Source organism: Acinetobacter sp. YH16052, from assembly GCF_013417155.1.
Lineage (GTDB): Bacteria > Pseudomonadota > Gammaproteobacteria > Pseudomonadales > Moraxellaceae > Acinetobacter.
Genome location: NZ_VPEO01000012.1, coordinates 80305 through 104217 on the forward strand (window position 1 = coordinate 80305; position 23913 = coordinate 104217).

Annotated in this window: 24 protein-coding genes, 2 tRNA genes and 1 pseudogene; 12 read left to right on the forward strand and 15 right to left on the reverse strand. The window is 44.1% G+C overall.

The genetic code is table 11. The features are described from left to right. Window positions 1-43 precede the first annotated feature (43 nt). Together FTV42_RS09930 and FTV42_RS09935 are read right to left on the reverse strand one after the other, a co-directional pair. Window positions 44-784 carry a LytTR family DNA-binding domain-containing protein gene (locus FTV42_RS09930; protein ID WP_004278633.1) on the reverse strand — a complete coding sequence of 247 codons (741 nt, stop codon included), beginning with the start codon at window positions 782-784 and terminating at the stop codon, window positions 44-46. A 69-nt stretch (window positions 785-853) separates the two neighbouring features. Further along, the gene (locus FTV42_RS09935; RefSeq protein WP_180038638.1) at window positions 854-2008 is read right to left on the reverse strand and encodes a sensor histidine kinase; all 1155 of its coding nucleotides are present in this window, start codon (window positions 2006-2008) and stop codon (window positions 854-856) included. Here FTV42_RS09935 and argH point away from each other — a divergent pair. Further along, entirely contained in the window at window positions 1999-3429 is a 1431-nt protein-coding gene (gene argH, locus FTV42_RS09940) for an argininosuccinate lyase (protein WP_180038639.1), read from the forward strand. The genes FTV42_RS09935 and argH overlap by 10 nt on opposite strands. 15 nt (window positions 3430-3444) lie before the next feature. Further along, the gene (locus tag FTV42_RS09945) at window positions 3445-3717 is read left to right on the forward strand and encodes an oxidative damage protection protein (protein ID WP_180038640.1); all 273 of its coding nucleotides are present in this window, start codon (window positions 3445-3447) and stop codon (window positions 3715-3717) included. Between the two features lie 721 nt (window positions 3718-4438). Here the strand turns inward: FTV42_RS09945 and pgsA are convergent. The 3 genes from pgsA to uvrC all read right to left on the reverse strand — a co-directional run bounded on the left by pgsA (window position 4439) and on the right by uvrC (window position 7843). Then, window positions 4439-5026 (reverse strand): CDP-diacylglycerol--glycerol-3-phosphate 3-phosphatidyltransferase, encoded by a 588-nt coding sequence (gene pgsA, locus FTV42_RS09950; RefSeq protein ID WP_016806864.1) that lies wholly within the window; start codon window positions 5024-5026, stop codon window positions 4439-4441. A gap of 107 nt (window positions 5027-5133) precedes the next feature. Continuing rightward, on the reverse strand, window positions 5134-5928 hold the full coding sequence (locus FTV42_RS09955) for a thioesterase family protein (protein WP_180038641.1): 795 nt from the start codon (window positions 5926-5928) through the stop codon (window positions 5134-5136). A gap of 115 nt (window positions 5929-6043) precedes the next feature. Continuing rightward, window positions 6044-7843 (reverse strand): excinuclease ABC subunit UvrC, encoded by a 1800-nt coding sequence (gene uvrC, locus FTV42_RS09960; RefSeq protein ID WP_180038642.1) that lies wholly within the window; start codon window positions 7841-7843, stop codon window positions 6044-6046. A 225-nt stretch (window positions 7844-8068) separates the two neighbouring features. Between uvrC and FTV42_RS09970 the strand changes: the two are divergent. Next, window positions 8069-9134 (forward strand): annotated as a pseudogene (locus tag FTV42_RS09970) (AAA family ATPase). A gap of 17 nt (window positions 9135-9151) precedes the next feature. Here the strand turns inward: FTV42_RS09970 and FTV42_RS09975 are convergent. Further along, window positions 9152-9565, reverse strand: coding sequence for a PH domain-containing protein (locus FTV42_RS09975; protein WP_180038645.1), 414 nt, complete (start codon window positions 9563-9565; stop codon window positions 9152-9154). A 586-nt stretch (window positions 9566-10151) separates the two neighbouring features. Between FTV42_RS09975 and fadB the strand changes: the two genes are divergently transcribed. The 3 genes from fadB (at window position 10152) to FTV42_RS09990 (ending at window position 14505) form a co-directional block, all read left to right on the forward strand. Beyond that, complete coding sequence (fadB, locus tag FTV42_RS09980) at window positions 10152-12302, forward strand: fatty acid oxidation complex subunit alpha FadB (RefSeq protein WP_180038646.1); 2151 nt, start codon at window positions 10152-10154, stop codon at window positions 12300-12302. 12 nt (window positions 12303-12314) lie between these two features. Further along, on the forward strand, window positions 12315-13487 hold the full coding sequence (gene fadA, locus FTV42_RS09985; RefSeq protein ID WP_004647298.1) for an acetyl-CoA C-acyltransferase FadA: 1173 nt from the start codon (window positions 12315-12317) through the stop codon (window positions 13485-13487). Between the two features lie 136 nt (window positions 13488-13623). Beyond that, entirely contained in the window at window positions 13624-14505 is an 882-nt protein-coding gene (locus tag FTV42_RS09990; RefSeq protein WP_180038647.1) for a viperin family antiviral radical SAM protein, read from the forward strand. Window positions 14506-14546: 41 nt separating this feature from the next. Here the strand turns inward: FTV42_RS09990 and FTV42_RS09995 are convergent, their stop codons facing one another. Both FTV42_RS09995 and FTV42_RS10000 read right to left on the reverse strand, forming a co-directional pair. Further along, window positions 14547-14855 carry a hypothetical protein gene (locus FTV42_RS09995; RefSeq protein ID WP_180038648.1) on the reverse strand — a complete coding sequence of 103 codons (309 nt, stop codon included), beginning with the start codon at window positions 14853-14855 and terminating at the stop codon, window positions 14547-14549. Then, window positions 14846-15310 (reverse strand): hypothetical protein, encoded by a 465-nt coding sequence (locus FTV42_RS10000; protein ID WP_180038649.1) that lies wholly within the window; start codon window positions 15308-15310, stop codon window positions 14846-14848. The genes FTV42_RS09995 and FTV42_RS10000 overlap by 10 nt, the downstream gene beginning before the upstream one ends. A gap of 177 nt (window positions 15311-15487) precedes the next feature. Here FTV42_RS10000 and FTV42_RS10005 point away from each other — a divergent pair, with 177 nt between their 5' ends. After that, window positions 15488-15844, forward strand: coding sequence for a hypothetical protein (locus FTV42_RS10005; protein WP_180038650.1), 357 nt, complete (start codon window positions 15488-15490; stop codon window positions 15842-15844). A gap of 102 nt (window positions 15845-15946) precedes the next feature. Here FTV42_RS10005 and tehB read toward each other — a convergent pair whose 3' ends face one another. The 7 genes from tehB to FTV42_RS10040 all read right to left on the reverse strand — a co-directional run bounded on the left by tehB (window position 15947) and on the right by FTV42_RS10040 (window position 19971). Beyond that, entirely contained in the window at window positions 15947-16810 is an 864-nt protein-coding gene (gene tehB / locus FTV42_RS10010; protein ID WP_180038651.1) for an SAM-dependent methyltransferase TehB, read from the reverse strand. Between the two features lie 215 nt (window positions 16811-17025). After that, the gene (locus tag FTV42_RS10015) at window positions 17026-17298 is read right to left on the reverse strand and encodes a hypothetical protein (RefSeq protein ID WP_004278649.1); all 273 of its coding nucleotides are present in this window, start codon (window positions 17296-17298) and stop codon (window positions 17026-17028) included. Between the two features lie 109 nt (window positions 17299-17407). Then, window positions 17408-18157: a hypothetical protein gene (locus FTV42_RS10020; RefSeq protein ID WP_114540971.1), complete on the reverse strand. Its 750-nt coding sequence runs from the start codon at window positions 18155-18157 to the stop codon at window positions 17408-17410. 225 nt (window positions 18158-18382) lie between these two features. Further along, window positions 18383-18880 carry a hypothetical protein gene (locus tag FTV42_RS10025; RefSeq protein WP_180038657.1) on the reverse strand — a complete coding sequence of 166 codons (498 nt, stop codon included), beginning with the start codon at window positions 18878-18880 and terminating at the stop codon, window positions 18383-18385. A gap of 221 nt (window positions 18881-19101) precedes the next feature. Then, window positions 19102-19177 (reverse strand) — tRNA-Phe (locus FTV42_RS10030). Between the two features lie 137 nt (window positions 19178-19314). Next, window positions 19315-19390, reverse strand: a tRNA-Phe gene (locus tag FTV42_RS10035). 203 nt (window positions 19391-19593) lie between these two features. Continuing rightward, a complete protein-coding gene (locus tag FTV42_RS10040; RefSeq protein WP_004278652.1) occupies window positions 19594-19971 on the reverse strand; it encodes a GNAT family N-acetyltransferase in 378 nt (125 codons plus the stop codon). A 96-nt stretch (window positions 19972-20067) separates the two neighbouring features. On the opposite strand from FTV42_RS10040, the gene hisB reads away from it, so the two are divergent. The 5 genes from hisB to hisA all read left to right on the forward strand — a co-directional run bounded on the left by hisB (window position 20068) and on the right by hisA (window position 23743). Beyond that, a complete protein-coding gene (gene hisB, locus FTV42_RS10045; RefSeq protein ID WP_004729244.1) occupies window positions 20068-20661 on the forward strand; it encodes an imidazoleglycerol-phosphate dehydratase HisB in 594 nt (197 codons plus the stop codon). Further along, complete coding sequence (gene hisH, locus FTV42_RS10050; RefSeq protein ID WP_180038652.1) at window positions 20661-21278, forward strand: imidazole glycerol phosphate synthase subunit HisH; 618 nt, start codon at window positions 20661-20663, stop codon at window positions 21276-21278. The genes hisB and hisH overlap by 1 nt, the downstream gene beginning before the upstream one ends. A gap of 130 nt (window positions 21279-21408) precedes the next feature. Beyond that, a complete protein-coding gene (locus FTV42_RS10055) occupies window positions 21409-21927 on the forward strand; it encodes a DUF805 domain-containing protein (protein WP_180038653.1) in 519 nt (172 codons plus the stop codon). Between the two features lie 103 nt (window positions 21928-22030). After that, entirely contained in the window at window positions 22031-22690 is a 660-nt protein-coding gene (locus FTV42_RS10060; RefSeq protein WP_180038654.1) for a 3'-5' exonuclease, read from the forward strand. A gap of 318 nt (window positions 22691-23008) precedes the next feature. Next, window positions 23009-23743, forward strand: a complete 735-nt coding sequence (gene hisA, locus FTV42_RS10065; protein ID WP_005095189.1) for a 1-(5-phosphoribosyl)-5-[(5-phosphoribosylamino)methylideneamino]imidazole-4-carboxamide isomerase — start codon at window positions 23009-23011, stop codon at window positions 23741-23743. Window positions 23744-23913: the final 170 nt, after the last annotated feature.

Sequence of the window (23913 nt, forward strand, 5' to 3'; positions counted from 1 at the left end):
GAATTTATACAAGTTTAAACTCAATGCTCTCATTCATCCCCTGCTAAAGCTTTTGAATCCGATCTCGTAAAAACGGTAAATGTCGCCGACTAACCGCCAAACGATCGTCCAGCTCACGACAACGTACCTGATACTGACCAGAACTCACCACTTCCAGACCATCCAGATAATGCACCGAGATCAAGGCATTACGATGAATCCGGATAAACTGGTTCCCAAACTCCTGCTCTAACTCCTTTAAGGTTTCATCAATCAATACACTGCCGTTTTTATGACGCACAGTGACATATTTCTGATCCGCCAGAAAATAATAGATATTTTCAACTGGCACCAATTCGACACCACGATAGGTCTTTGCCGCAATCTGCTGGCGGCTGATATTGATCTCGTCCATATTTTCTTTTTGTTTTAGTTGGCTCATTTGAGCTTGGGTAAGTTTAGTTAAGTGCTCTAAAACCTGTGCCAATTCCTGTTGCATCACCGGTTTAAGTAAGTAGCCTTCGGCATTTGATTTAAATGCATCCAGCGCATGTTGGTCATAGGCCGTACAAAAGACAATGGCCGGCATTGGATCCAGTTGACGCAAATGTTGCGCACAAGCCAGTCCGTTCATTTCAGGCATTTGAATATCTAATAGGATGACATCGGGTTCGTATTGGTGAGCCAGATCAATCGCTTGACGGCCATGGCTTGCTGTCGCCACCACATCATGCCCCAGTTGAGAGACCAAACGTGATAAACGCTCGACGGCCAAAGGCTCATCATCACAAATCAGGATGTCCATTTCTCCTCCTTACCCAGTTAAGATTATCAGATGAATGATAAAGCTAACTGCGATTTCTTTGATTTATTTTTATTTATATTGATATCGCACTACCGTCGTAAACATCCCTTCGCCGGCAAAGGTTTGAAAAGTCACACTGGGTCCATAATAAGCTTGCAGACGCTGTCTGACATTTTCTATTGCAATACCATGTCCCTTTTTTAAAGTTTTATTATCCTGTGCATAAGGGTTCGTTATGATGATATTAATTTGATTTTGCAATATTTCAACCAATATGCTTATGGTACTCTTTGTAAGAATTTTTTCAACTCCATGGAAAATACTATTTTCTAGCAAGGGTTGTAAAGTTAATAATGGAATTTGAACTTGTGAGTATAAGTCTTTGTTTTCTAACTTCCATTCGACCTGCAAACGCTCACCTAGACGGATCTGCTCAATCTCCAGATAGCGCTGGCACAGATCAATTTCCTCCTGCAGGCTGACCAGTTTTAATTCCTGAAAACTGGCACGAAATAACCGTGACAAATTCAGCAGCATGTGCTCGGCTTTATCCGGATTGATACTGATCAGGCTGATCACACTGTTCATGCTGTTAAACAAAAAATGCGGCTGAATCCGTGCCTGCATGGCCTGAATCCTAGCATTCAACTCACTATGCTGCTGCTGCTCCCATTGCTCACGCAAATAAAGATAGCGAAAACAGAAAGTTCCCAGCAAAATTCCCAGACTTAAATGGAGTCCGACCCGATCCAGCGCAATCGCCAGGTTTAAATCCTGAAAATTAAAATTCTGTCCAAAATATATCAAGATATTCAGGTTCACCGTAGTGAGCAGTACAATTGCCTGTAACAGCAGAAATCCAGAAATCAAAGCCAGTTTGATTCCCATACGTTGAAAGGCTTGATGGAACAGCTCGACCAGTGCTGCAAAACATAACAGTACCCAGTTGATATACAGCATATATTGCAGCAGGTGCATTCCATTCAAAGCCTGCCAGGATTGCGCTTCTGCAAGCGCCAGAATCATGGCCAGAATATTGCCGCCAGCAAACAGTTCCAGCAAATAGCGTAGATTGCCGATCTGGCTAAAAAAATAGGAATTTTGCGTCTGTTCGTTTATCGATGTAAAAGATTTAGCAGATGTGACTTCGGCAATGGGCTTTGAATTTGTTATACTCTTTTTCGTTCTACTGCTTTTAATCTGATTGAGCCGACATGACCACATCTTCTAATTCCTCTAATCCATCACACGCCCAGACTTCGGGTATGTGGGGCGGTCGTTTCTCTGAAGCGACTGATGCTTTTGTTGCTGAATTTACAGCATCTGTTCAATTTGACCAACGTTTTTATAAACAAGATATTGCAGGCTCGATTGCCCATGCAACCATGCTGGCAAAAGTGGGCGTACTGACCACGCAAGAACGCGATGACATTATTGAAGGTCTGACAGCGATTCAAGCCGATATTGAAGCAGGCAACTTTGAATGGCGCATTGATTTAGAAGATGTACACATGAACATTGAGTCACGTCTGACTCAGCGTATCGGCATTACTGGCAAGAAACTGCATACCGGTCGTAGCCGTAATGACCAGGTGGCGACAGATATCCGTCTTTATGTACGTGACGAAATCGATGGCATCCTAGAATTACTGAAAAAATTACAAAAAGGTATTTTAAGCCTAGCGGCTAAAAATACTAACACCATCATGCCGGGCTTTACCCACTTGCAAACCGCTCAGCCAGTGACTTTTGGTCACCATTTGATGGCTTGGTTTGAAATGCTGGTACGTGATTCAGAGCGTCTGATTGATTGCCGTAAGCGTGTCAACCGTATGCCACTGGGTTCTGCTGCACTTGCGGGAACAACTTACCCGATTGAACGCGCCTATACCGCTGAACTGCTAGGTTTTGAAGCTGTTGCTGAAAACTCGCTGGATGCAGTATCGGATCGTGACTTTGCGATTGAATTTAATGCCGCTGCATCTTTAATTATGATGCATTTATCACGTATGTCTGAAGAACTGATTCTATGGACATCTGCACAGTTCAAATTCGTGAATATTCCAGATCGCTTCTGTACTGGCTCTTCAATCATGCCGCAGAAGAAAAATCCGGATGTGCCTGAACTGGTACGTGGTAAAACCGGTCGTGTCTATGGCGATTTGATGAGCCTGCTGACTTTAATGAAAGGCCAGCCTCTAGCCTATAACAAAGACAATCAGGAAGATAAAGAGCCATTGTTCGATGCGATCGATACAGTTCGCGGCTCACTCATGGCATTTGCCGACATGATTCCTGCACTGGTTCCAAACATTGCTGAAATGCGCGAAGCAGCACTGCGTGGTTTCTCAACTGCGACTGACTTGGCTGATTACCTGGTGAAAAACGGCGTGGCATTCCGTGATGCGCACGAGATTGTAGGTAAAGCAGTTGCACTCGGTGTACAAGAATCTAAAGACCTGTCTGAATTAACACTCGAACAACTGCAACAGTTCTCTGACCTGATTGAAGCAGACGTATTTGAAAAAGCCTTAACTCTTGAAGCCTCGGTAAATGCACGTAACCACATTGGTGGCACTGCGCCTGCTCAAGTGAAAGCAGCCATTGAGCGTGCACATGCGCGTTTGGAACAACTTTACGCATAATTTTGGAGTATGGATATGTCTCGACAAGTTTTTTGCCGTAAGTATCAGGCGGACATGGAAGGTTTAGACTTTGCTCCATTCCCGGGGCCAAAGGGTCAGGAATTGTTTGACACCGTGTCTAAACAGGCTTGGCAAGAATGGCTAAAACACCAGACTACGCTAATTAATGAAAAGCGTTTGAACGTGTTTGAAGCAGATGCGAAAAAGTTTCTTGAAGAACAGCGTGAAAAGTTCTTGAACAATGATGAAACATTGGAAAAAGCCGAAGGGCTGAAGCCTGAGGCGTGATTAAGCGGAGCACTGCTCCACCACGCCGCAAGACAAGCGCTGAAAAGCGCGCGTAGGCTTGAATCAAAAAGAATCCCCAATAATGGGGATTTTTTTATATGCTGCTCTAAAAATTACGCAAGACAAACACCGAAGGTGTGCGTAGGTTTTAATATGAAAAGCTTCTAAATGGGGCTTTTCTTTTATAAATAGCACTGCTCTGCCCTTGCGCAAGACGAGAAGCTATGCTTCGAGTGGGAAAAAGAAAGCGCTGCTTTAAGTTTTACGTAAGACAAGCAGCTATGCTGCGCGTAGGCTTTAATCTAAAAGAATCCCCAACTATGGGGATTTTTTTATATGCTGCTCTAAAAATTACGCAAGACAAGCGAAGTGGACTGTTCCCACTATCCGATTTCACTTATCTCGTCAGCTTATTTTCAGCCTAAAACTGCTCAGCTTTGTATCAAAATACTGAATTGTAAAAGTAATATACAGAGTAATCACAAAACACAACATTCTGCTACAAGAAGCCACATGATTTAAAAATCTGTCTCTCTATAATAGGCTCTAAGAAGATGAGATATCTTTGAATAACTATAACAACAAGCAACAAATACCCCGATTTCATCCCAGTCCTTCCCCCAAAGGCTGGGTATTTTTTTGTCTGTGATTTACTGAATCCCTTGATAGTTGAAGCGCATAAAAAAAGCCCCCTTTCAAGGAGCTTCTCTTTTCATTTCGATTAAGGCTGTTTCAGATATGGCCAAGCCGCTTTCAGATAAATGAACATCGACCATAAGGTGAGTACCACTGCGGTGTATAGCAAGGCATACGCCAGCATTTCCAGCGGTGGCCAGTTCAGCAGGAATACGGTGATAGCGATCATCTGAAAAGCAGTTTTGTATTTCCCCACCGTTGAAACCGCAACATTGGTCCGTGCACCCAACTCTGCCATCCACTCACGTAAGGCTGACACAGTAATTTCACGCGAAATAATCACAATCGCAGCAAAAGCCATCGACATGGAAGGCTGCCATTGCACCAGCACAATCAGTGCAGCTGCGACCATCAATTTATCTGCCACCGGATCGAGAAAACGCCCAAAAGCAGAGGTCTGATTTAATGTTCGTGCCAGATAGCCATCAAACCAGTCCGTGACTGCAGCCACCACAAAGATCGTGGTTAAAATTATATGCCGCGTCATGTCGGGGTTATGAGCATCAAAGCCCATTGCAGGCGGCCAGTAAGCCACCAATAAGAATACCGGAATAAGAGCGATACGCGCCAAGGTCAAGATATTTGGAATATTCAGGATACGACCTGTAGTCATAGACACCGCCAATTGTTCCCCTCATGTACGATGAAAATGCACACTTTTTTAGAGGTTTGATCCATCATTAATAGGCTTCACTTTATACGAATTGACTTGCAGTGTCACTAGGCAAACACCGTCACTGTTTGTCTTGCCATCGCAATCAGGCGATTTTCGGCATCCCAGAGATAGGCATGCTCCGTCGCATAACCATCCGCAGCATAGTCGGTAAATACTTTATATTTAAACCAATCATGCAATTGATGTTGAACCGGATGCACATAGGTCACTGTCCAGGTCAGACTACTCGCAGGTGCCATGTTTTTAAACATCGGTAACACCCCGGGTGGCCAGATATCAAAGATGGCCATCAGGTCTGCGACCAGAAATTCACGGTTGTGATGCTTTTCAGGATGAAACCGGCACCAGCCACCAAAGTCCGGACGAGGACTGGCACTACAAGGTAGATTGACATTCGCCCAGGCCACTTCGAAATGATCATAACAGTCTGGCATGCCATAGCCAGCAGGAATCTGAAACAGCTGCTCTGGCGCAGCATAGTCGGGTGCCTGAGCTTGTTGCTGAACCTGAATCTCTGAATCACGGGAAATACCAAAACTGGCAATCAGAATACTTTGCACCGCGTCGTCCTGCCATAAGCGCACTTCAATCGTGGTCACCGACTTGCCCTGCCGCAGGATTTCGGCACTCAGTCGTACTTTGGCTTGCTGAATCGGGCCGACAAAGGTCACACTGCAACTCAGCAAATGCTTGGCCGGATCATTGATGTGAGTGCCGGCTTTTTGCATCATCATCGCGGCAGCCAGACCACCATACAGAGTACGACCCTGTAACCATCCCTGTGGAAACTCTACCCATTCCTGTTCGGCAATTTGTGCATAAAGTGCATGCAAAGACATGTTGATCCCTCAGTAAGTCTTGATGCTCAGTATATTCGGCAAAATTCTTCAGGTTGTGAATGTCACGTGACCCAAGCGTCAATGCGCACTTTGACCCTTGCATTTAAGCCACGCGTCATTCATGCAGCACTTTATAAATCATCCGGGCCATGACTGAACCCAGTCCCGGTACCAGTTGCAGATCTCGTTCTGAGGCTTTCAGTACGCCCTGAATCCCGCCAAAATGGGTCAGCAAATCCCGACGGCGTTTTGGTCCGAGCCCCGGAATAACTTCCAGCACTGATGAACCACGCTTTTTATCGCGTTTGGCACGATGCTTGGTAATCGCAAAGCGGTGTGCTTCATCACGTACCTGCTGAATCAGATGCAGCGCCTTATGATCCTCCGGTAATTGAATTTTACTGCCATCGGTAAAGTGCAGGGTTTCCAGACCGGGCTTACGTCCCTCACCTTTGGACACACCGACCATAAAGGCATCCAGTCCCAGTTCCTGCATGACTTCCATCGCCATGTGCAATTGCCCCTTGCCACCATCAATCAACAGCAGGTCCGGCAATAGGGCTTTTTTATAACGACGGGTCAGCGCCTGACGCATGGCGGCATAGTCATCGCCCGCCTGAATATCATGAATGGAAAACTGGCGATAATCACGCTTGCGCGCACCACCACTGTCAAAGACCACACAGGACGCCACGGTATCTTCGCCCATGGTATGTGAAATATCGAAGCACTCGATCCGGTCTACAGGACGGCCGACCACCTGCTCCAGCTGATGAAAACGCTCATTTAATTCTATATGATTGGCCAGTTTGCCCTGAATCGCATGCTGTACATTCATCTGCGCCAGTTCCAGCCATTCGGCCCGGGTTTCGCGGACTTTGGACTTGATCTGGATTTTCTTGCCAAAATGCTGCGAGAGTGCTGCTTCCAGTTCTTTACGATCAGCCACTTCCAGATTAACAATCAGTTCAGCCGGAATTTCATCGGCCACCTGAAAATAAAAATTGGCAATAAAATCGGCCAGCATCTGCCCCAGGTCATCACTGAGCATATCTGGGAAATAACTTTTTCCACCCAGCATTTTGCCGTTGCGCACATGCATGATCTGCACACAGGTCACCCCGGCCTGATAGGCAATCGACAGGATATCGGCTTCGCCTTTGAGCTTATAGATCGCCTGCTGCGACTGTACGTCTCTTAACAATGCCATCCGGTCACGATAGAACACCGCTTTTTCAAATTCCAGCGCTTCAGCGGCCGCTTCCATTTTTGTGATCAGTTCCTGATTCAGCTCCTTGGTATCGCCCTGCAAAAAGCGGATCGAGTTATCGACATCTGCCTTATAGTCTTCCGGAGAAATAAATCCGACACAGGGCGCAGAGCAGCGTTTGATCTGGTATTGCAGACAAGGACGGGTCCGGTTGGCAAAAAAACTGTTTTCACAGGAACGCACATTGAACAGTTTTTGTAGCACCACCAAAGTATCCCGCGCCGTATAAGCACTTGGATAAGGTCCAAAAAACTTGCCCACCTGGTGCTTGCCCTTGCCACGCCCACTGGCTAAACGCGGATAGGGCTTATCTGCCGAAACAAAAATATAGACATAAGATTTGTCATCACGCAGCATGATGTTATACGGTGGATGATGCAGCTTGATCAGGTTCTGTTCCAGCAACAAGGCTTCAGTTTCAGAACGTACCACCAAGGTCTGGATATCATAAATCCGTGCCACCAAGGCCTGAGTTTTGGGATGATCCAGCGTTTTGACAAAATAGCTGGAGACCCGGTTTTTCAGGTTTTTGGCTTTACCCACATACAATAATTCACCGTCTTTGCCATACATCCGGTAGACCCCGGGCAGGCTGGTCATATTCGCCAGGATTTTTTCAATATGGGGGCGTGCGTTTTCGTTCACCTAAAGCCTATTTTTCACCTACAATCTGCAGATATATGTGATGATTGTTGCGTCATTTTCAAGCAAAAACACAAAATTCCCCTGAAGCTGCCACTTAATCTTAAAGTTCCTGTCGGGTTATCCCCCCAATCTATAATCCTCACGACATAAACTGATTGTTAAAAGCTATAAGTTTCAACCTTTAACTTTGTTATGCTCAAAAAGTCTAGTTTTGAGATGATTCGCATGACCCTGCAGCAATCGGGCATTCATATTGTTCAACCCTCCACCTCCACCCATCACCCGTCTGAACGTGCTCGCCTGATTGGTAAACCGCGTTTTCATTTCGAGCCGAGCGAGTAAGGTAATGCAACTGCTATGTGAACGGATTATTGGGCAGGATGCAGCCCTGAATGAAATTGAAAAAATGTTGCATGTGGTCAAGGCAGATTTTTCCAGTCCGGATCGCCCTTTGTCGGTTATCTTGATGCTGGGCCCTACTGGCGTCGGTAAAACAGAAACCGTGCGTCTGATTGCCGATGCGATCTATGGCCGCCCGGATGCCTTTTGCCGGATTGATATGAATACTCTGGCACAGGAACATTATGCGGCGGCTTTGACCGGCGCACCGCCCGGTTATGTGGGATCAAAGGAAGGTCACAGCCTGTTTGATGAAACTGCGATTGCCGGCAGTCATACCCGTCCCGGCATCATGCTGTTTGATGAGCTGGAAAAAGCCAGTAACGAAGTGATTCGCGGCTTGATGAACGTGCTGGATACTGGCCGGCTGACCTTGACAGCGGGCACTAAAACTATCGATTTTCGCAACTGCATGATCTTTATGACCAGCAATGTCGGGGCACAGGCGGCGCAGCAATATCTGGACAAACTCAGCTATCTGCCTGAGAAAATGCAGGCACTGTGTCTGAAGCGCGTTCCCACCCAGCGCATCATTGAAAAAGTCATGCAGCGTAAATTCGACCCTGAATTTCTGAACCGGATTGACCGCAGCCTGCATTATCAGGCGGTACAGCATGATGCCCTGCCACGTCTGGTCGAAATTGAACTGGATAAACTGAACAAGCGCTTGCAACATCAGCAACGCAGCGTGCATTTAAGCGCTTCAGCCAAAGCCTATTTCTATCAGGACCATGATATTCGTTACGGCGCCCGACATTTGGGCCGCAAGATGCGTACCGAACTGGAGCCGATTCTGGCGCTGTATTTTTTAAACCAGCCTGAGCAGTTCAGTCTGCATCTGGACTGTGTCGATGGACAGCTGGTGGTTCTGCCTGAGCAAGCAAAAGCTTAACTAAGGCAGACTCGATATCAGTCTTTATTCGGCTGAAGCACCTGTATAAAAGCAGTTTGATCTTTGGGTGAAACCAATATAAATTTCTGCACGCCCGCATCAGTATAGTCAATCCGCAGACGATTTAAAGATAAGGCTGGCGCAATGATAGAGTGGTCTGTGGGCTGAATGGATTGGATTTCACTTAACGGAATCTTCCAGCTTAACCACAGGCTTTTTATGGTCAACACCCCATTGTCCATCACATAGCGCGTACTCCACAGCGGCCACCATAAAATGATAATAGTCAGGACATAAACCGCAGTGTGCAGCGGATATTGCTGCATAGTGCCTTTGGCCTGCATGGTCAGCAGTAGTTGCAGCAACAGGCCACTCATACAAATCACAAAAGCCAGCAGCCACCAGTCTTTTTTAGAACGAAATACGTGCATCGATATCCCCCATATCTAAGTGCAAGATCATCATAAACAATTCCATAGCAGATGACAGGGATTCAACCCGGCAGGATGGAAATTATTTTAAATCACACATCGACAGGATCGTTCCCATTTTCGATCTCATCAGAAAAGTTCAGTAACTCAAATGATCTAATACACTGTTATTTGTGCTGATTAAATACTATCAGCAAAGACCTGAAAGCCCTGCGCTCAGCATACTTCGAGGCTAAAAATGGCAAGTTCAAGGATAGAAATTGACTGAATTGACAAAATTCCGCTAGAAATGCACCTTGAAAATCAGTCACCCTGCTCCATATCTATCAGGCTGATTGATAAAAAATAATGAATTGAAACAAAATCTTTGGTTCATCTTCTTTTAGAAAATTGAAAGGAAAAGTTATAGCGGGGCGGATCAGTCTGGCAGAAATTGATGACCATTGCGTCACGGCTTGATACAACTTGTTATGTTCTTTTTGGATATAGTTATCGTAAGATTAGCGAAGTCAAAAAGTGCGCGGGACATGCGCACTTGCTTCACAACATCAACTTAGAAGTCCTCCAAAATAAAGGAGATCAGGGCATGATCCACGCTGGCAATGCCATTACCGTCCAAATGCTTGAGGACGGGATTGCAGAATTCCGCTTTGACTTACAAGGTGAGTCCGTTAACAAATTCAACCGTGCAACGATTGAAGATTTCAAGGCTGCTATCGAAGCCGTCTCCCATGCCGATATTCAAGGTCTGATTGTGACTTCAGGCAAATCTACATTTATTGTAGGTGCTGATATCACTGAATTCGGCGACAACTTTGCTCAGGGTGAACAAGCGATTGTTGACTGGGCAATGCCAGTACATGAAATTTTTAACAGCTTCGAAGACCTCGACATTCCTAAAGTGGCTGCAATTAATGGCATGGCACTGGGTGGCGGTTTCGAAATGTGCCTGGTGTGTGACTACCGTGTCATGTCAGAACAGGCACAAGTGGGCCTACCTGAAATCAAGCTGGGGATCTTCCCGGGCTTCGGTGGTACAGTGCGTTTAAGCCGTCTAATCGGTATCGACAACGCGGTAGAATGGATGGCAATGGCCAATCCTAAGAAGCCAGCTGCTGCACTGAAAGACGGCGCAGTCGATGCTGTCGTTCCTGCTGACAAGCTACAAGATGCTGCACTTGATCTGGTAAAACAGGCGATTCATGGCCGTTTAGACTGGAAAACCAAGCGTCAGGAAAAACTCGATCCAGTTAAACTCAGCCCGATCGAACAGATGATGGCGTTTAACTCATCGAAAGGCATGGTTTTAGCAAAAGCGAATCCGGCTCAATACCCTGCACCAAAATTACTGCTTGATTCTCTTCAAGCGGGTGCGAGCCTGCATCGTGATGACGCGCTGAAAGCTGAAGCTGAAGGCTTTGCCAAAGCAGCAGTCACACCACAAGCAGGTGCCTTGATCGGTTTGTTCCTGAACGACCAGATCGTGAAAAAAACCTCGAAGCGCTATGAAAAAGGTGCGCATCCAGTGAACCAAGCGGCTGTTCTAGGCGCGGGTATCATGGGTGGTGGTATTGCTTACCAGGCGGCAAGCAAAGGCACACCGATCATCATGAAAGACATCGGTAACCAGCAACTTGCTTTGGGTATGAAAGAAGCCAATGGTTTACTGACCAAACAAGTTGAACGTAAGAAGATGAAGCCTGCTCAAATGGGTGAAACTCTTGCGCGCATCCGTCCAACTTTAAGCTATGACGAGTTTAAAGAAGTGGACATCGTGATCGAAGCCGTGACTGAAAATCCAAAAGTCAAAGGTATCGTACTGAAAGAAACTGAAGCGAAAGTTCGTGACAACACGATCATTGCATCTAATACTTCTACGATTTCAATCACGCGCCTGGCTGAAAACCTAGAACGTCCTGAAAACTTCGTGGGCATGCACTTCTTTAACCCGGTACATATGATGCCACTGGTTGAAGTGATTCGTGGGGCGAAGACTTCTGACGAAGCGATTGCAACGACTGTAGTACTTGCTCAGAAAATGGGTAAAACACCAATCGTGGTCAATGACTGCCCGGGCTTCCTCGTGAACCGCGTATTGTTCCCTTACTTCGGTGCATTTGACCTGTTGCTTAAAGATGGTGCTGACTTCCAGCAAATCGATAAAGTCATGGAAAAATTCGGCTGGCCAATGGGCCCTGCTTACCTGATGGACGTTGTCGGTATCGACACTGGCGTACACGGTGCAGAAGTGATGGCTGAAGGCTTCCCGGATCGTATGAAACCTGATTTCAAAGGTTCGATTCAGGTGATGTACGAAAACAACCGTCTGGGTCAAAAGAACGACGTTGGTTTCTACAAGTATGAACTTGACCGTAAAGGCAAAAAAGCCAAAGTGGTTGATCCAACTGCGTATGAGCTTGTAGCCTCTGTTGCAACTTCGGAAAAACGTGAATTTGACGCTCAGGAAATCATTGACCGTATGATGCTGGCTTTCTGTAACGAAACTGTTCGTTGCCTGGAAGACAACATTGTAGCCACTGCTGCTGAAGCAGATATGGCCATGATCATGGGTGTTGGTTTCCCTCCATTCCGTGGTGGTCCATGCCGTTACATCGATCAAACCGGTGTAGCTGAGTATGTTGCGCTTTGCAATAAGTATGCGCACCTTGGTAAAGCTTATGAAGCGCCAGAAATGTTGCGCGAAATGGCTGCTAACAACAAAAAATTCTACGGTTAAGGAGCAACGTGAATGGCTACTTTAAATCCACGTGACGTTGTCATCGTTGATGGCGTACGTTCAGCAATGGGTAAAACCAAAAACGGTATGTTCCGCAATGTACGTGCCGACTCGATGTCTGCTGAGCTTGTCCGTGCCCTCTTGGTACGTAACGAATTCGACCCGCATGAAGTTGAAGACGTAATCTGGGGCTGTGTGAACCAAACCCTAGAACAAGGTATGAACATTGCCCGTAATATCGCATTACTGGCAGACTTGCCGAAGACTGTTGCAGGTCAAACGGTGAACCGTCTTTGTGGTTCGTCTATGCAGGCGATTCACACTGCGGCTGCGCAAATTGCCACGAACCAGGGTGATATCTTCATCATCGGTGGTGTTGAGCACATGGGCCATGTGGGCATGATGCACGGCATCGACCTGAACCCTGAAGCGTCTAAGCATTATGCCAAAGCGTCGAACATGATGGGCTTAACTGCTGAAATGTTAGGTCGTATGAACGGCATTAGCCGTGAAGAACAGGATGCGTTCGGTGTGGAATCACATCGCCGTGCCTGGGCTGCGACTGAAAACGGTCTGTTCCAGAACGAGATCGTCGGCATTGAAGGTCATAATGCAGATGGCTACAAAATCTTGTGTGATATCGATGAAGTGATCCGTCCGGATGCGAACCTTGAATCGTTCAAATCTTTGCGTCCAGTCTTCGATCCGAAAGGCGGTACAGTGACTGCGGCAACATCTTCGGCGTTGTCTGACGGTGCTTCTGCAATGTTGTTGATGTCGGCTGAACGTGCGCAAGCTTTAGGTCTTAAGCCACGTGCTGTAATTCGCTCTATGGCGGTTGCAGGCTGTGATGCGGCGATCATGGGTTATGGTCCGGTTCCTGCAACACAAAAAGCATTGAAACGCGCCGGCCTTGCGATTTCTGATATTCAAACCTTTGAATTAAACGAAGCATTTGCAGCACAAGGTCTGTCTGTTCTTAAAGGCTTAGGCATTTATGACAAGCAAGACATCGTGAACCATAATGGTGGCGCGATTGCATTAGGTCACCCATTGGGTTGTTCTGGTGCGCGTATCACAACAACGTTGTTAAACGTGATGGAACAGCAAGATACACAAATCGGTCTTGCGACGATGTGTATCGGTTTAGGTCAAGGTATTGCAACCGTGATCGAACGTGTTTAATTCTTAAATACTTCAACAAAAAGAAACCCCGCTTATTGCGGGGTTTTTTGTCCCTTGTTTGTCCCCGAAAATGCGCCGACTAAATACTAGTATTAATTAAAGGAATCACCTGACTACACTTAACTCTGAGAGAAAAATGACAAATTTAGTTGTTAATTGGCACATTACTGAAGCATGTAACTACAAATGTTTTTATTGTTTTGCAAAATGGCAAAAAAATGAGAATAAAGAAATTATTCATAATAATGAAAAAATCATACAATTAGTTAAAGAAATATCGCTACTACCAATGATTGTAAATCAAAATAAAGGAACTAACTTTACTGGAATACGCCTTAACTTAGTTGGTGGAGAAACTTTTCTTTATAAGAAAAAAATTCTAGAAATAATTAAAGAAGCAAAAAAATATCATTTTGAATTATCAGCTATTACCAATGGTAGTTTATTAGATGGTGAATTAATAGAAATGATTGGAAATGAATTTTCATCTATTGGATTTAGCATTGACTCACTCAATTCAAATACCAACAAAGAAATAGGAAGAGTTGTAAAAAACACTCCAATGAATATCAATGAACTTCTAAAGAACATCCAACTAATAAGAGTAATAAACCCAAATATAGAAATTAAAATAAACACTGTTATTAATGAATTAAATAAGTTAGAAGACTTTAATTTATTTATCAAAAACGCCTCCCCAACTAAATGGAAAATTTTTAAAATGCTCCCAATATTAACCAAAGAAAACTCCATCAACAATGAAGACTTCTATGAGTTTATAAATAGACACAGCAAGTTTAAAAAAATTATTTTTTCAGAAAATAATGATGAAATGACTCAATCTTACTTAATGATTGACCCTCTAGGTCGCTTTTTTCAAAATAATGAACTATCTCATGGTTACGATTACAGCCACAATATTTTACAAATAGGAGGAGAGGCTGCAATAAAGCAAATTAAATTCAATATTCATAAATTTGCTAAGAGATCCAATTTAATTCCTTCTATTTCTCAATAAAGCCAAGTAATAAAAGTAAGAGATTTTTTTAAATCTCTTACTTACTCATGTCTATTTCTAATAAATTTAGTTACCTTTAAATCAAAAATTTTCATTTCCCTATTAGTATTATTCTTTTCCCAAAGCTTATACTCTAAAAAAAAGTTATATTTTTTAAAGACATCCTCTTTGTTTAATGAAATTGCACCAGCTTTTGCACGTTGTACTTCTTTTTTTAATTTTTCATAAAAAGAATTATCCCCATTAGAAAATTCATCGCTAAACATCTTTAATTTTCCCTCATAGCACATGTCTAATAAATCTAAAAATCTTAATATATGTTCATTCTGTTGATTTTGTTTTAACGACATTCTTTATTGCTCTCATTCACAATAGCGTCACGTAACCTTCCCCATTTAGGATAATCCGTCCTTTCAACAATATATGTCACAAGGCATGTACATATTTTAGCAATCTTTTCAGAAGACCAGTTTTTCTCTAATTGTGAGTAATTGGCTTTACAATTTCTGTCAAAAGCTTCAATTTGCCAATCTTCCCAACTTGTACTCAACTCAGAGTAGGTAATTTCAGATGGTTTAAGTTTTTCCTGTATTTGATCAATACCAAATCCTCCTAACACTCCAATAAAAATCGAAGCAACTAAAAGGGGAATTACTTTAGAGCCCTTTTTTTCTCTATTAATAACCAATAAATCATTTCTACAAGTACCGCATTTATAAACACCTTGACGGCCTATTTCAACCACCCTATTTGTTGAATTACATTTGCTACATATCAAATAGCCATTTGTTTCTAACTCGCTCAAACCAACCCTCTAGTAATTCTATGTTTTTTTTATAATTATAGTTATTTAAGAATCAAAATGTTATCCCTTTGTAATTTCAGTTGAATAATCAACCAATAAAACCATATTTATGAAGCACTTAAATTTTATAAATGTATGATCAAGCCTCTTTTTTCCTATTTCCTTAAAAGGGTATATATGAACATGCTTAAAACAATGATCGCAACTGCAATCGTAGCGACTTCTGCATCTGCAATGGCAACTGAAGCTCAAGTTACACCAGCAACTGTTGTAACTAAAACAACCCAAACTGTTGCAAAAGAAACTGCTGCACCTGTACAAGCAAAAGTTGAAGATGCTCAAGCGACTGAAACTAAAGCTGAAGCAGTAAAAATAGAAGCGACGACTCAAGTAGAAACGGCTCAAGCTACAGCAGAACAACACGTTGAAGCTGCGAAAACTGAGGCAGTAGAAACCAAAGACGCGGCTGCTGAAAAAGCAGAAGTAAAAGCTGAGAAAAAAGGCTGGTTCTCTTGGTTTAAAAAAGCGGCTTAAGCTTTTTAAAAGCATAAAAAAAGATGTCAGCCTGACATCTTTTTTTGTTTTGGAGTGTCTTATTTAAGCTCAAGAATTTAAAAAAAATCCTCAATCTTTTATTTAAACCTTCTGCGCCAGCATCGTGGCAAAATGCTGTTTAATCCGCTGGCCCTGCTCATCGACACGGTATAGCTCACCGATATCTTCATTGTATTTCACAATATTCCAGCCCTCATAATACCCTCGCAACTCCCCCGGCTGAAAAGCAAATGGAAAATCGGCTTGTGCCGGAATATCTGGCGTATCCATGGCACAGACAATCAGGTTATAGCCACCCGGCACAGTCGCCTGCTGCATCTGTGCAATCAGCGGTGGAATGGTTTTCGCCTCAAGGAACATCATCACCACGGTACAGTAGATAAAGTCATATTGGCCTGCAATACTGGTATCCGTGTTAAGGTCGCGGCGCTGCACCTGCACATGATCAATCTGTTCCGTCTGTACAATCTGTCTTAAAGTCTGCAAACTGTTTTCGTTGACATCCCAAGCATCGACATTAAAGCCGTTCTGGCTTAAATAAAGCGCATTACGCCCTGTACCGCAGCCGACGTCCAGCGCACGACCACCTTTTAAATAGGGCATGGCGGCCAGCACTTCAGAATGGGGAGGATTCAACTGATATTTCTTGATGAAGTAATCCTCAGGCCGGCAGTAAAAACGCAGCTGGCATTCGACATCTTCACTGGCAGAGACAATTTTGTGCCAGGCCTCAGGCTCAATAAATGGCGGTTGCTGCTCTGGTGTAAACACATGCTCGGATTGCACTGCACCAGATTCTTCCAGCATGGCAAAATACAGCTCACCTTTTAATACTGTCAGTTTCGCCCAGGTGCCGGCTTTAGTATTGTGCTGATTCTTAAAGCCCTGGGGAATACTCTGCTGGTTCCAGACTGGAAGTTCCTTATAACATCTCAACTGTTGCATAATTTTTGCCCTCCATATCATCCATGCTCCGCCTGCCATTCTTTTGGCAGCAGTAATTAATTCAGCATAGCCTGTTCAAATCGGAATTGGAATCAGCGCCTGTTCGCGCTGTGCCGATGCAACAGCAAGATCAATACCAGTTTTCTATCAAAATAAAAAAGCTGCCTCTCTTGAAACAGCTCGGTTGTATATCAATCAGGAATTTGATGACTTGATTAATGCAGCAGTTCCGACTTTAGCCAGTTGATGTATTTATCCTGATCCATAAAATCCGGTGCGCTCCCCAGATCCAGACTGAAATACTGCTGATTGAACTGAATCACAATCTGTTCGGTATAGTGCCAGTCCTCGATCAGCGTGAAATATTGATCCAAGAACAACCGGTTCTTGTCCCCGTTATTCATCCTTTGTAATTTTGGACATGTTTTATTTGCGACAAACTCACCGTACACCTGCTGAATATCAGCAAAAACCTGAATTGTTTGCATGACTCACCTGCTTAAATGTTATGTCGTGATCTGTGCGACCCTTTCAATTTAGCAAGCGAGTTTGAACAGCAGATGACAGTCCTATGGCAATCCTGTCATCTCAGTCAGCCTACAACTTGTTTTCAACCTCTTTCTGGTTAGCGCTCGCCACTCGTTCCGTCTGTTTATTCAGGTGCAGCATTTCTTTATACAGCGCATTAAACTCTTGCACGGCTTTATCGTCATAGAACATAAAGGTGTTATTTTTCTTTTGCCATTTATGCTTTTTCAATACTGCAAATAAGGCATCGGCCTTGGCCAGCGTCTGTTTTTCAATTTCAAAAATGACATGTGCATTACTATTTTGCTGACTGTCTTTCAGGGTCAGGCTCAGTTGCTGGCGATAACGGTTTTTAATATCCAGTTGCTGTGCCTTGTCGATCAGCTCGGCATCGCGCTGCTGGATTTTCTGCTGATAATTGTTCACAATTTGATGGACTTGCTTGAGCATCGCTTCAGTTTCTTTATAGCCTTGTGCCTGATCCTTGGCCAAGCGGTCGATATTCAGAAAATTCTGCCAGTTGGCGGCTTTTAAGTCGCGTAGATACTGATTACGTTCCTCGGCACTGTCGCGCAATTGCCCCAGCATAAACTCAGCCATGATGGCATAGTCACCATCCAGACGGTCATCTTCAAGTTCAATCTGAATCGGTTTAGACCAGTCCTGTGCCTGCTGCGCAATGCTCTCGGTTTTTTCTTCGAGCACGGTTTCATATTCGAGCAGCTCGGCCTGATGTTTTTGCTGAACTGAATTCTGATAAAACAGCCCAATAAAAATTGCCAGTGTCACAGCGGCTACAATCATAAAAACACGCGGCATGTATACGCTCCAGCTCTGTCAGTCAGATCTTGTTGATTTACATCCACTATGCTTATTTTTTAAACACAATTCAAGGCATTTGATTTTTCCAATAATATGTCTAGCTTAGACAGAAATTGCTCCCCTCACAAAGCTACCCTTTCCCAGCACACTATTTGTCGATCTCGTTGCATGGCAGATTTAATAAGCTTGTTAAACAAAGTTATCTAGACCGACAGGCGCACATTATGGGGAATTAAACGGCAGGCTCAGATTCAGCCGGTTCGGATCGAATTGTTCGCGGACAATACTCACATTGGTGGCATCGCGGTTAATTCCAAAAGGTTGCAGCAATACATACACCCCATTTCTTGGGTCTGAAGACTGCAAGCCCTGTGCGATGGCCAATACATATTCACGGAACACCACAGGCAGGCTATCCAGATCAGGATCGGCAGGTGCACGCATCACATCAATATTCGCGACCACGTCACCATCCACGCTATAGGCCTGAATTTCACGTTCAATTTTCATCAGGCGCATTTGCAGGGCCTTACGCTGGCTATTCTGTTCCTGATAAGGCAACATTTTTTCAGTCACGGCGCGCAGTTCCGGTTCCGCCATGACGGTCAGGGTCGGCAAGACGACGGAATCTGCAGCAGGCGCAGCATGGCTTAATATCGGTAGGCTAAAAGCAGTACAGGCTGTAAGAAGGCCGAGTTTAATTGGTGTTAGGAGATTCATCATTTTCACCCTCGTTTGGAAAAGGGAAAGCGTCAAAGCTAAATCTTACAAATAATGCCGGTGCCTATTGTTAAGTTTGATAAACGGTCAATGATGCATAAAAAGACAGGAAACGTCGAAAAAGAAGAAGTTGACACAACTGAAAAATAGAAAAGAGTGCTGATCTGGCTTTGGTGCAGGCAAGAAAAATCCCCAAACCAAGTTTGAGGATTTTTTGAATATGGTGGCGAGACCCAGGATCGAACTGGGGACACACGGATTTTCAATCCGTTGCTCTACCTACTGAGCTATCACGCCGATGCGGTGTATTAAGCCGTATCTGGCCTCATTAGTCAATCAAAATTATGAAAAAAATATTTGAGTGGCTGATTTTTGGCCTAAAAAAAATCCCTGATGGGATCAGGGATTGAAAACTTTGAAATCGTTTTAAAATATGGTGGCGAGACCCAGGATCGAACTGGGGACACACGGATTTTCAATCCGTTGCTCTACCTACTGAGCTATCACGCCGATGTCGCGTATTAAACAGTTTCAGCTGTAAATCGTCAAGAGCAGAGAGAATAATTTTCGTTAAATGTTTACTTTTCCATCAACTCGCGTGAATTTGAGTCATAAATCGAACAGTTTTTACCAAAGACCTCAGTAATAAAACAGATTTAAGCGTTTATTTACATAAAAAAGCAGCCTAACGGCTGCTTGATATTGCTCTATCTTCAGATTTTTTCCAGATTGGCCAGACAGCGATGAATGGCCCCACAGCCTGGCACGAAGTTTTTCACGCCTTTTTCTTCTTCCATGCGGCAGACTTCGCTGACCAGCCTTTCTGCCACACCACGACCGCGATTGGCCGGATGTACCACGATATTTTCCAGAATGCGGCTTTCGCCCTGTCCAGTGCACCAGATTGCCCCAATAATTTTGCTATTAAATTCTGCGCTATAAACTGAGGTATACTGTGCAAGGTTTTGCTCTAGTTGTTCCATGGCATCTGCCCCGTCGCTAAATTCCGGGCTCGTGTCATACAGTCGCTCAAGCTGGCTGCGCACTTCGTCATTTTCTAAAGAAGTATAAGCATGTACGGTGATAGGCATTGATAAACCCTCCTGAGCAATCTAATATGCGGTGACTTCGTCACGGCGAAAATATTTTCTACATCAATCATTTTGACGTATTTGAGGAACGTGTCTATGACAGATCGTATCAGTGAAGTGGTAAGAAATACCAACGAAACCAAAATTCGAGTTCGTTTGAATCTCGATGGTACTGGTCAAGGCACCTTAAACACGGGTATTCCCTTTTTAGATCATATGATTGATCAAATCAAGCGTCATGGCCTGTTTGATATTGATATTCATTGTGATGGCGACCTGGAAATTGACGACCATCATACTGTGGAAGACTGCGGTATTACGCTGGGTCAGGCATTTGCACAGGCATTAGGCGATAAAAAAGGCCTGAAACGCTATGGTCATTTCTATGCGCCACTCGATGAGTCTTTAAGCCGTGTCGTGGTGGATCTGTCTGGTCGTCCGGGTCTGTTTATGGATATTCCATTTACCCGTGCCATGATCGGCCGTTTTGATGTGGATTTATTCTCTGAGTTTTTCCAGGGCTTTGTAAACCATTCCTTGATGACGGTGCATATCGACAACCTGAAAGGCAAAAACAGCCATCACCAGATCGAAAGCGTATTTAAAGCATTTGCGCGTGCGCTGCGTATGGCCTGTGAAGTCGATCCACGTGCTGCCAATACGGTAGCTTCAACCAAAGGTACACTGTAATGACCCGTATTGCCCTTCTTGATTATGGCATGGGAAATTTGCACTCTGCGGCAAAAGCATTAGAACATGTCGGTGCCACAGTTGATGTGACCAATGATCCTAAACTGATTGCGCAAGCAGACAAGATTGTTTTTCCGGGCGTAGGTGCGATGCGTGACTGTATGCAAGGCATGCACGAAGCCGGGATTGATGAAGTGGTACGCAATGCCGTATTTAACAAACCGGTACTGGCCATTTGTGTCGGCATGCAAGCCTTGATGCAGCATTCAGAAGAAAATGGCGGTACCGATGCACTGGGTATTTTCGAAGGTGCGGTTAAGCATTTCCCAGAAATGGCGGGCTTAAAAGTGCCGCATATGGGCTGGAACCAGGTGCATCAGGTCGAGCCTGATCATTCGATGTGGAACAATATCGAACAGGATGCGCGTTTCTACTTTGTGCACAGTTACTATGTAGAACCACAAGATTCAGAATTGGTGGCAGCTACTTGTACCTATGGCATTGAGTTCTGTACTTCAATTCATAAAGAAAACCTGTTCGCGACCCAGTTCCATCCGGAAAAAAGTCATACTGCCGGTTTGCAGTTATTGAAAAACTTTGTGGAATGGAAAATCTGATTTTCCTTTTCTCTAAAAGCTCGCAGATTGCGGGCTTTTTTATTGGTTATTTTTTACACTTTTCATTTATAAAAAACCCCTTTATCATAGACTTGCTTATAAAAAATATAATAAAAACAAAGGAAAAATAATGAGTAATACAATTCAGGATTCGGGGTGGAATGCATCAGGACGTTTTGGGCGACGTTCTTATATCGCATGGAATATGCTGCTTGGTTTTTGCTTTATGAGCATCGGGATCATTGCTGCTTTCATTTTGCCTGGAATGAGTCCAGAGACTTTAGATGGTAAAATGTCTATGCCTTTAATGGTGATGTTGGTTTTGATCTACGGCGTTGCGATTTATTTTAGCGTGATTTTTTTAATTCGTCGTTTACATGACCGTAATCATAATGGCTGGCTTTCTTTACTGATCTTTGTGCCGGTCGTGAACCTTGTCTTTACACTTTACCTGTTATTGGCGCCAGGTCACAACGAAAGTAATGAATATGGCCCTCCACGCACCACACGTGGCTGGGAAACGCTTTTGGTGGTACTGTACCTGGTACTCGCGGTTATTTTGGCAGCCTTTGCTGTCCCTGCTTATCAGAATTATGTTGAACGTGCTCAACAGGCGCAGATGGAACAGAGTAGCTATCACACTGATTAATCCTGTTTAAATTTTGCATAAAGCCCATTCTGCATGGGCTTTATTTTTGCCTAGAGCTGGAAAAATGATTAAGCTGAACGCATTCATTTCATGATTAATGCGTATGGAACAGCGGCTGGACACTTTACCAAGCAAGGAACAAATTCAGGCCTTTCCTGTATTTCAAAATCTTCCGATGCAACAGATTCAGGTGATTAATAGCCTGGAACAATGTCATGCTCTTGAACAGGAACTAAAAAGCTGTGCAGTCCTGGGTTTCGATTCTGAATCCAAGCCCACCTTTAAAGTCGGTGAAGTCTCTACTGGGCCACATCTGATTCAGCTGGCGACTTTAGACAAAGCCTATTTATTTCAAATGAATGATTCGATCTGGGATTTTCTTAAACCGATCTTTGCCAGTCGCGAGCAGATCAAGGTCGGTTTTGGCCTGAAAAATGATGCGCACCTGTTCCGTAAAAAAGGAATTGAACTGAATAGTGTGATTGAACTGTCTAAATGTTTTAAAGCTTTTGGTTTAAACAATCCGGTCGGATTAAAAAATGCCATGGCGTTATTGTTTCAGTTGAATTTTCCTAAATCCAAACGGATTAGTACCTCGAACTGGGCCAGCAAGAAGCTAAGCCCGGCACAAATTGATTATGCAGCCGCAGATGCCTACGCGCCCGTGCTGGTATTTGAAGAATTACTACGTCGGGATTTATTACCCAGAGAGATTCCCAATACTTCATTAAAATTAAGAATCCGTCCTTCATCGACGGCTTAAGTGCTTGCATGGCCTGCTGGTACTGGCAACTTGATGTACGCATGAAAGCTGTGATGAACGCGGTCGATGAGAGAGCTGTGACTTTAGTAGATCTTACAGCTTCGATTATCGACCCGCTCAGTACACGACCCGTTGTGGAACATCTGATCGCCATTCAAGAGACGGATCACTAAAACCATTAAAATAAATTACCTCACTGCTACCTATCTATGGACAGGTTTTCTTTATTCATACCGTTTAAGAGTTAGAAATTTCGACTTTATTTGCTAAGATGAATACACTCAAATTCATTCTAAAGATTAAGCAAGGAGCGAAAGCATGCTGATCATCCCTGCAATTGACCTGAAAGATGGCAAATGTGTCCGTTTAAAACAAGGTCGTATGGAAGACGATACCGTATTTTCAGACGATCCGGTCGCAACAGCACAGCATTGGGTAAATGAAGGCGCTCGCCGCTTGCATCTCGTAGATTTAAACGGTGCTTTCGCAGGTACGCCAATCCATAAGCCAGTGGTTGAAGCCATTGTCCGATCTCAGCCTGATTTGCCGATCCAGATTGGTGGTGGTATCCGTTCTCTGGAAACCATCGAGCATTATCTGCAAGCCGGTGTTTCTTTTGTGATTATTGGCACTAAAGCAGTTCAGGATCCTGAATTCGTTGAAGAAGCCTGTCAAAAATTTGCCGGTCATATTATTGTTGGGATTGATGCCATGAATGGTATGGTGGCAACAGATGGCTGGGCCAATGTGACTGATGTCAAGGCTACTGACCTGGCGAAACGTTTTGCCGATGCGGGCGTGTCGAGCATTGTCTATACGGATATCGCGCGTGATGGCATGATGCAGGGTGTGAATATTGAGCAAACCGTGAATCTGGCACAATACTCAGGTTTGCCTGTGATTGCTTCAGGCGGCGTGACCAATCTGGATGATGTACGTAACCTGAAAGATCAACCGGGTATTTTAGGTGCAATTACCGGCCGTGCGATTTACGAAGGTACATTAAGCTTGCGTGAAGCACAATTGTTGCTAGATGAGCAACAGGCGCTATAATTAAGCCTGCTGTAAAAGAGGTCTTCGGACCTCTTTTTTATTTCGCAGATTCAAATCTCAAGTGCGACACATTTGTAGTTAGTTGAAAAAGTTAGGTGTATTCGTAGAATCATTGGACTTTTTCAACTCGCAATTGGAAAGCACACAATGAAGAAATACACCCAACTTTC

What these genes read in the sequence shown, in the direction of transcription:
- FTV42_RS09935 (WP_180038638.1), bottom strand. Translation starts at nt 2,008, where the DNA reads ATGTGGTCATGTCGGCTCAATCAGATTAAAAGCAGTAGAACGAAAAAG.
- FTV42_RS09945 (WP_180038640.1), top strand. Translation starts at nt 3,445, where the DNA reads ATGTCTCGACAAGTTTTTTGCCGTAAGTATCAGGCGGACATGGAAGGT.
- FTV42_RS09995 (WP_180038648.1), bottom strand. Translation starts at nt 14,855, where the DNA reads ATGTCGTTAAAACAAAATCAACAGAATGAACATATATTAAGATTTTTA.
- FTV42_RS10060 (WP_180038654.1), top strand. Translation starts at nt 22,031, where the DNA reads ATGGAACAGCGGCTGGACACTTTACCAAGCAAGGAACAAATTCAGGCC.
- FTV42_RS10015 (WP_004278649.1), bottom strand. Translation starts at nt 17,298, where the DNA reads ATGCAAACAATTCAGGTTTTTGCTGATATTCAGCAGGTGTACGGTGAG.
- hisH (WP_180038652.1), top strand. Translation starts at nt 20,661, where the DNA reads ATGACCCGTATTGCCCTTCTTGATTATGGCATGGGAAATTTGCACTCT.
- FTV42_RS10020 (WP_114540971.1), bottom strand. Translation starts at nt 18,157, where the DNA reads ATGCCGCGTGTTTTTATGATTGTAGCCGCTGTGACACTGGCAATTTTT.
- FTV42_RS10005 (WP_180038650.1), top strand. Translation starts at nt 15,488, where the DNA reads ATGAACATGCTTAAAACAATGATCGCAACTGCAATCGTAGCGACTTCT.
- hisB (WP_004729244.1), top strand. Translation starts at nt 20,068, where the DNA reads ATGACAGATCGTATCAGTGAAGTGGTAAGAAATACCAACGAAACCAAA.
- FTV42_RS10055 (WP_180038653.1), top strand. Translation starts at nt 21,409, where the DNA reads ATGAGTAATACAATTCAGGATTCGGGGTGGAATGCATCAGGACGTTTT.
- FTV42_RS09990 (WP_180038647.1), top strand. Translation starts at nt 13,624, where the DNA reads ATGACAAATTTAGTTGTTAATTGGCACATTACTGAAGCATGTAACTAC.
- argH (WP_180038639.1), top strand. Translation starts at nt 1,999, where the DNA reads ATGACCACATCTTCTAATTCCTCTAATCCATCACACGCCCAGACTTCG.
- tehB (WP_180038651.1), bottom strand. Translation starts at nt 16,810, where the DNA reads ATGCAACAGTTGAGATGTTATAAGGAACTTCCAGTCTGGAACCAGCAG.
- fadB (WP_180038646.1), top strand. Translation starts at nt 10,152, where the DNA reads ATGATCCACGCTGGCAATGCCATTACCGTCCAAATGCTTGAGGACGGG.
- hisA (WP_005095189.1), top strand. Translation starts at nt 23,009, where the DNA reads ATGCTGATCATCCCTGCAATTGACCTGAAAGATGGCAAATGTGTCCGT.
- FTV42_RS09975 (WP_180038645.1), bottom strand. Translation starts at nt 9,565, where the DNA reads ATGCACGTATTTCGTTCTAAAAAAGACTGGTGGCTGCTGGCTTTTGTG.
- pgsA (WP_016806864.1), bottom strand. Translation starts at nt 5,026, where the DNA reads ATGACTACAGGTCGTATCCTGAATATTCCAAATATCTTGACCTTGGCG.
- FTV42_RS10040 (WP_004278652.1), bottom strand. Translation starts at nt 19,971, where the DNA reads ATGCCTATCACCGTACATGCTTATACTTCTTTAGAAAATGACGAAGTG.
- FTV42_RS09955 (WP_180038641.1), bottom strand. Translation starts at nt 5,928, where the DNA reads ATGTCTTTGCATGCACTTTATGCACAAATTGCCGAACAGGAATGGGTA.
- FTV42_RS09930 (WP_004278633.1), bottom strand. Translation starts at nt 784, where the DNA reads ATGGACATCCTGATTTGTGATGATGAGCCTTTGGCCGTCGAGCGTTTA.
- FTV42_RS10025 (WP_180038657.1), bottom strand. Translation starts at nt 18,880, where the DNA reads ATGAATCTCCTAACACCAATTAAACTCGGCCTTCTTACAGCCTGTACT.
- fadA (WP_004647298.1), top strand. Translation starts at nt 12,315, where the DNA reads ATGGCTACTTTAAATCCACGTGACGTTGTCATCGTTGATGGCGTACGT.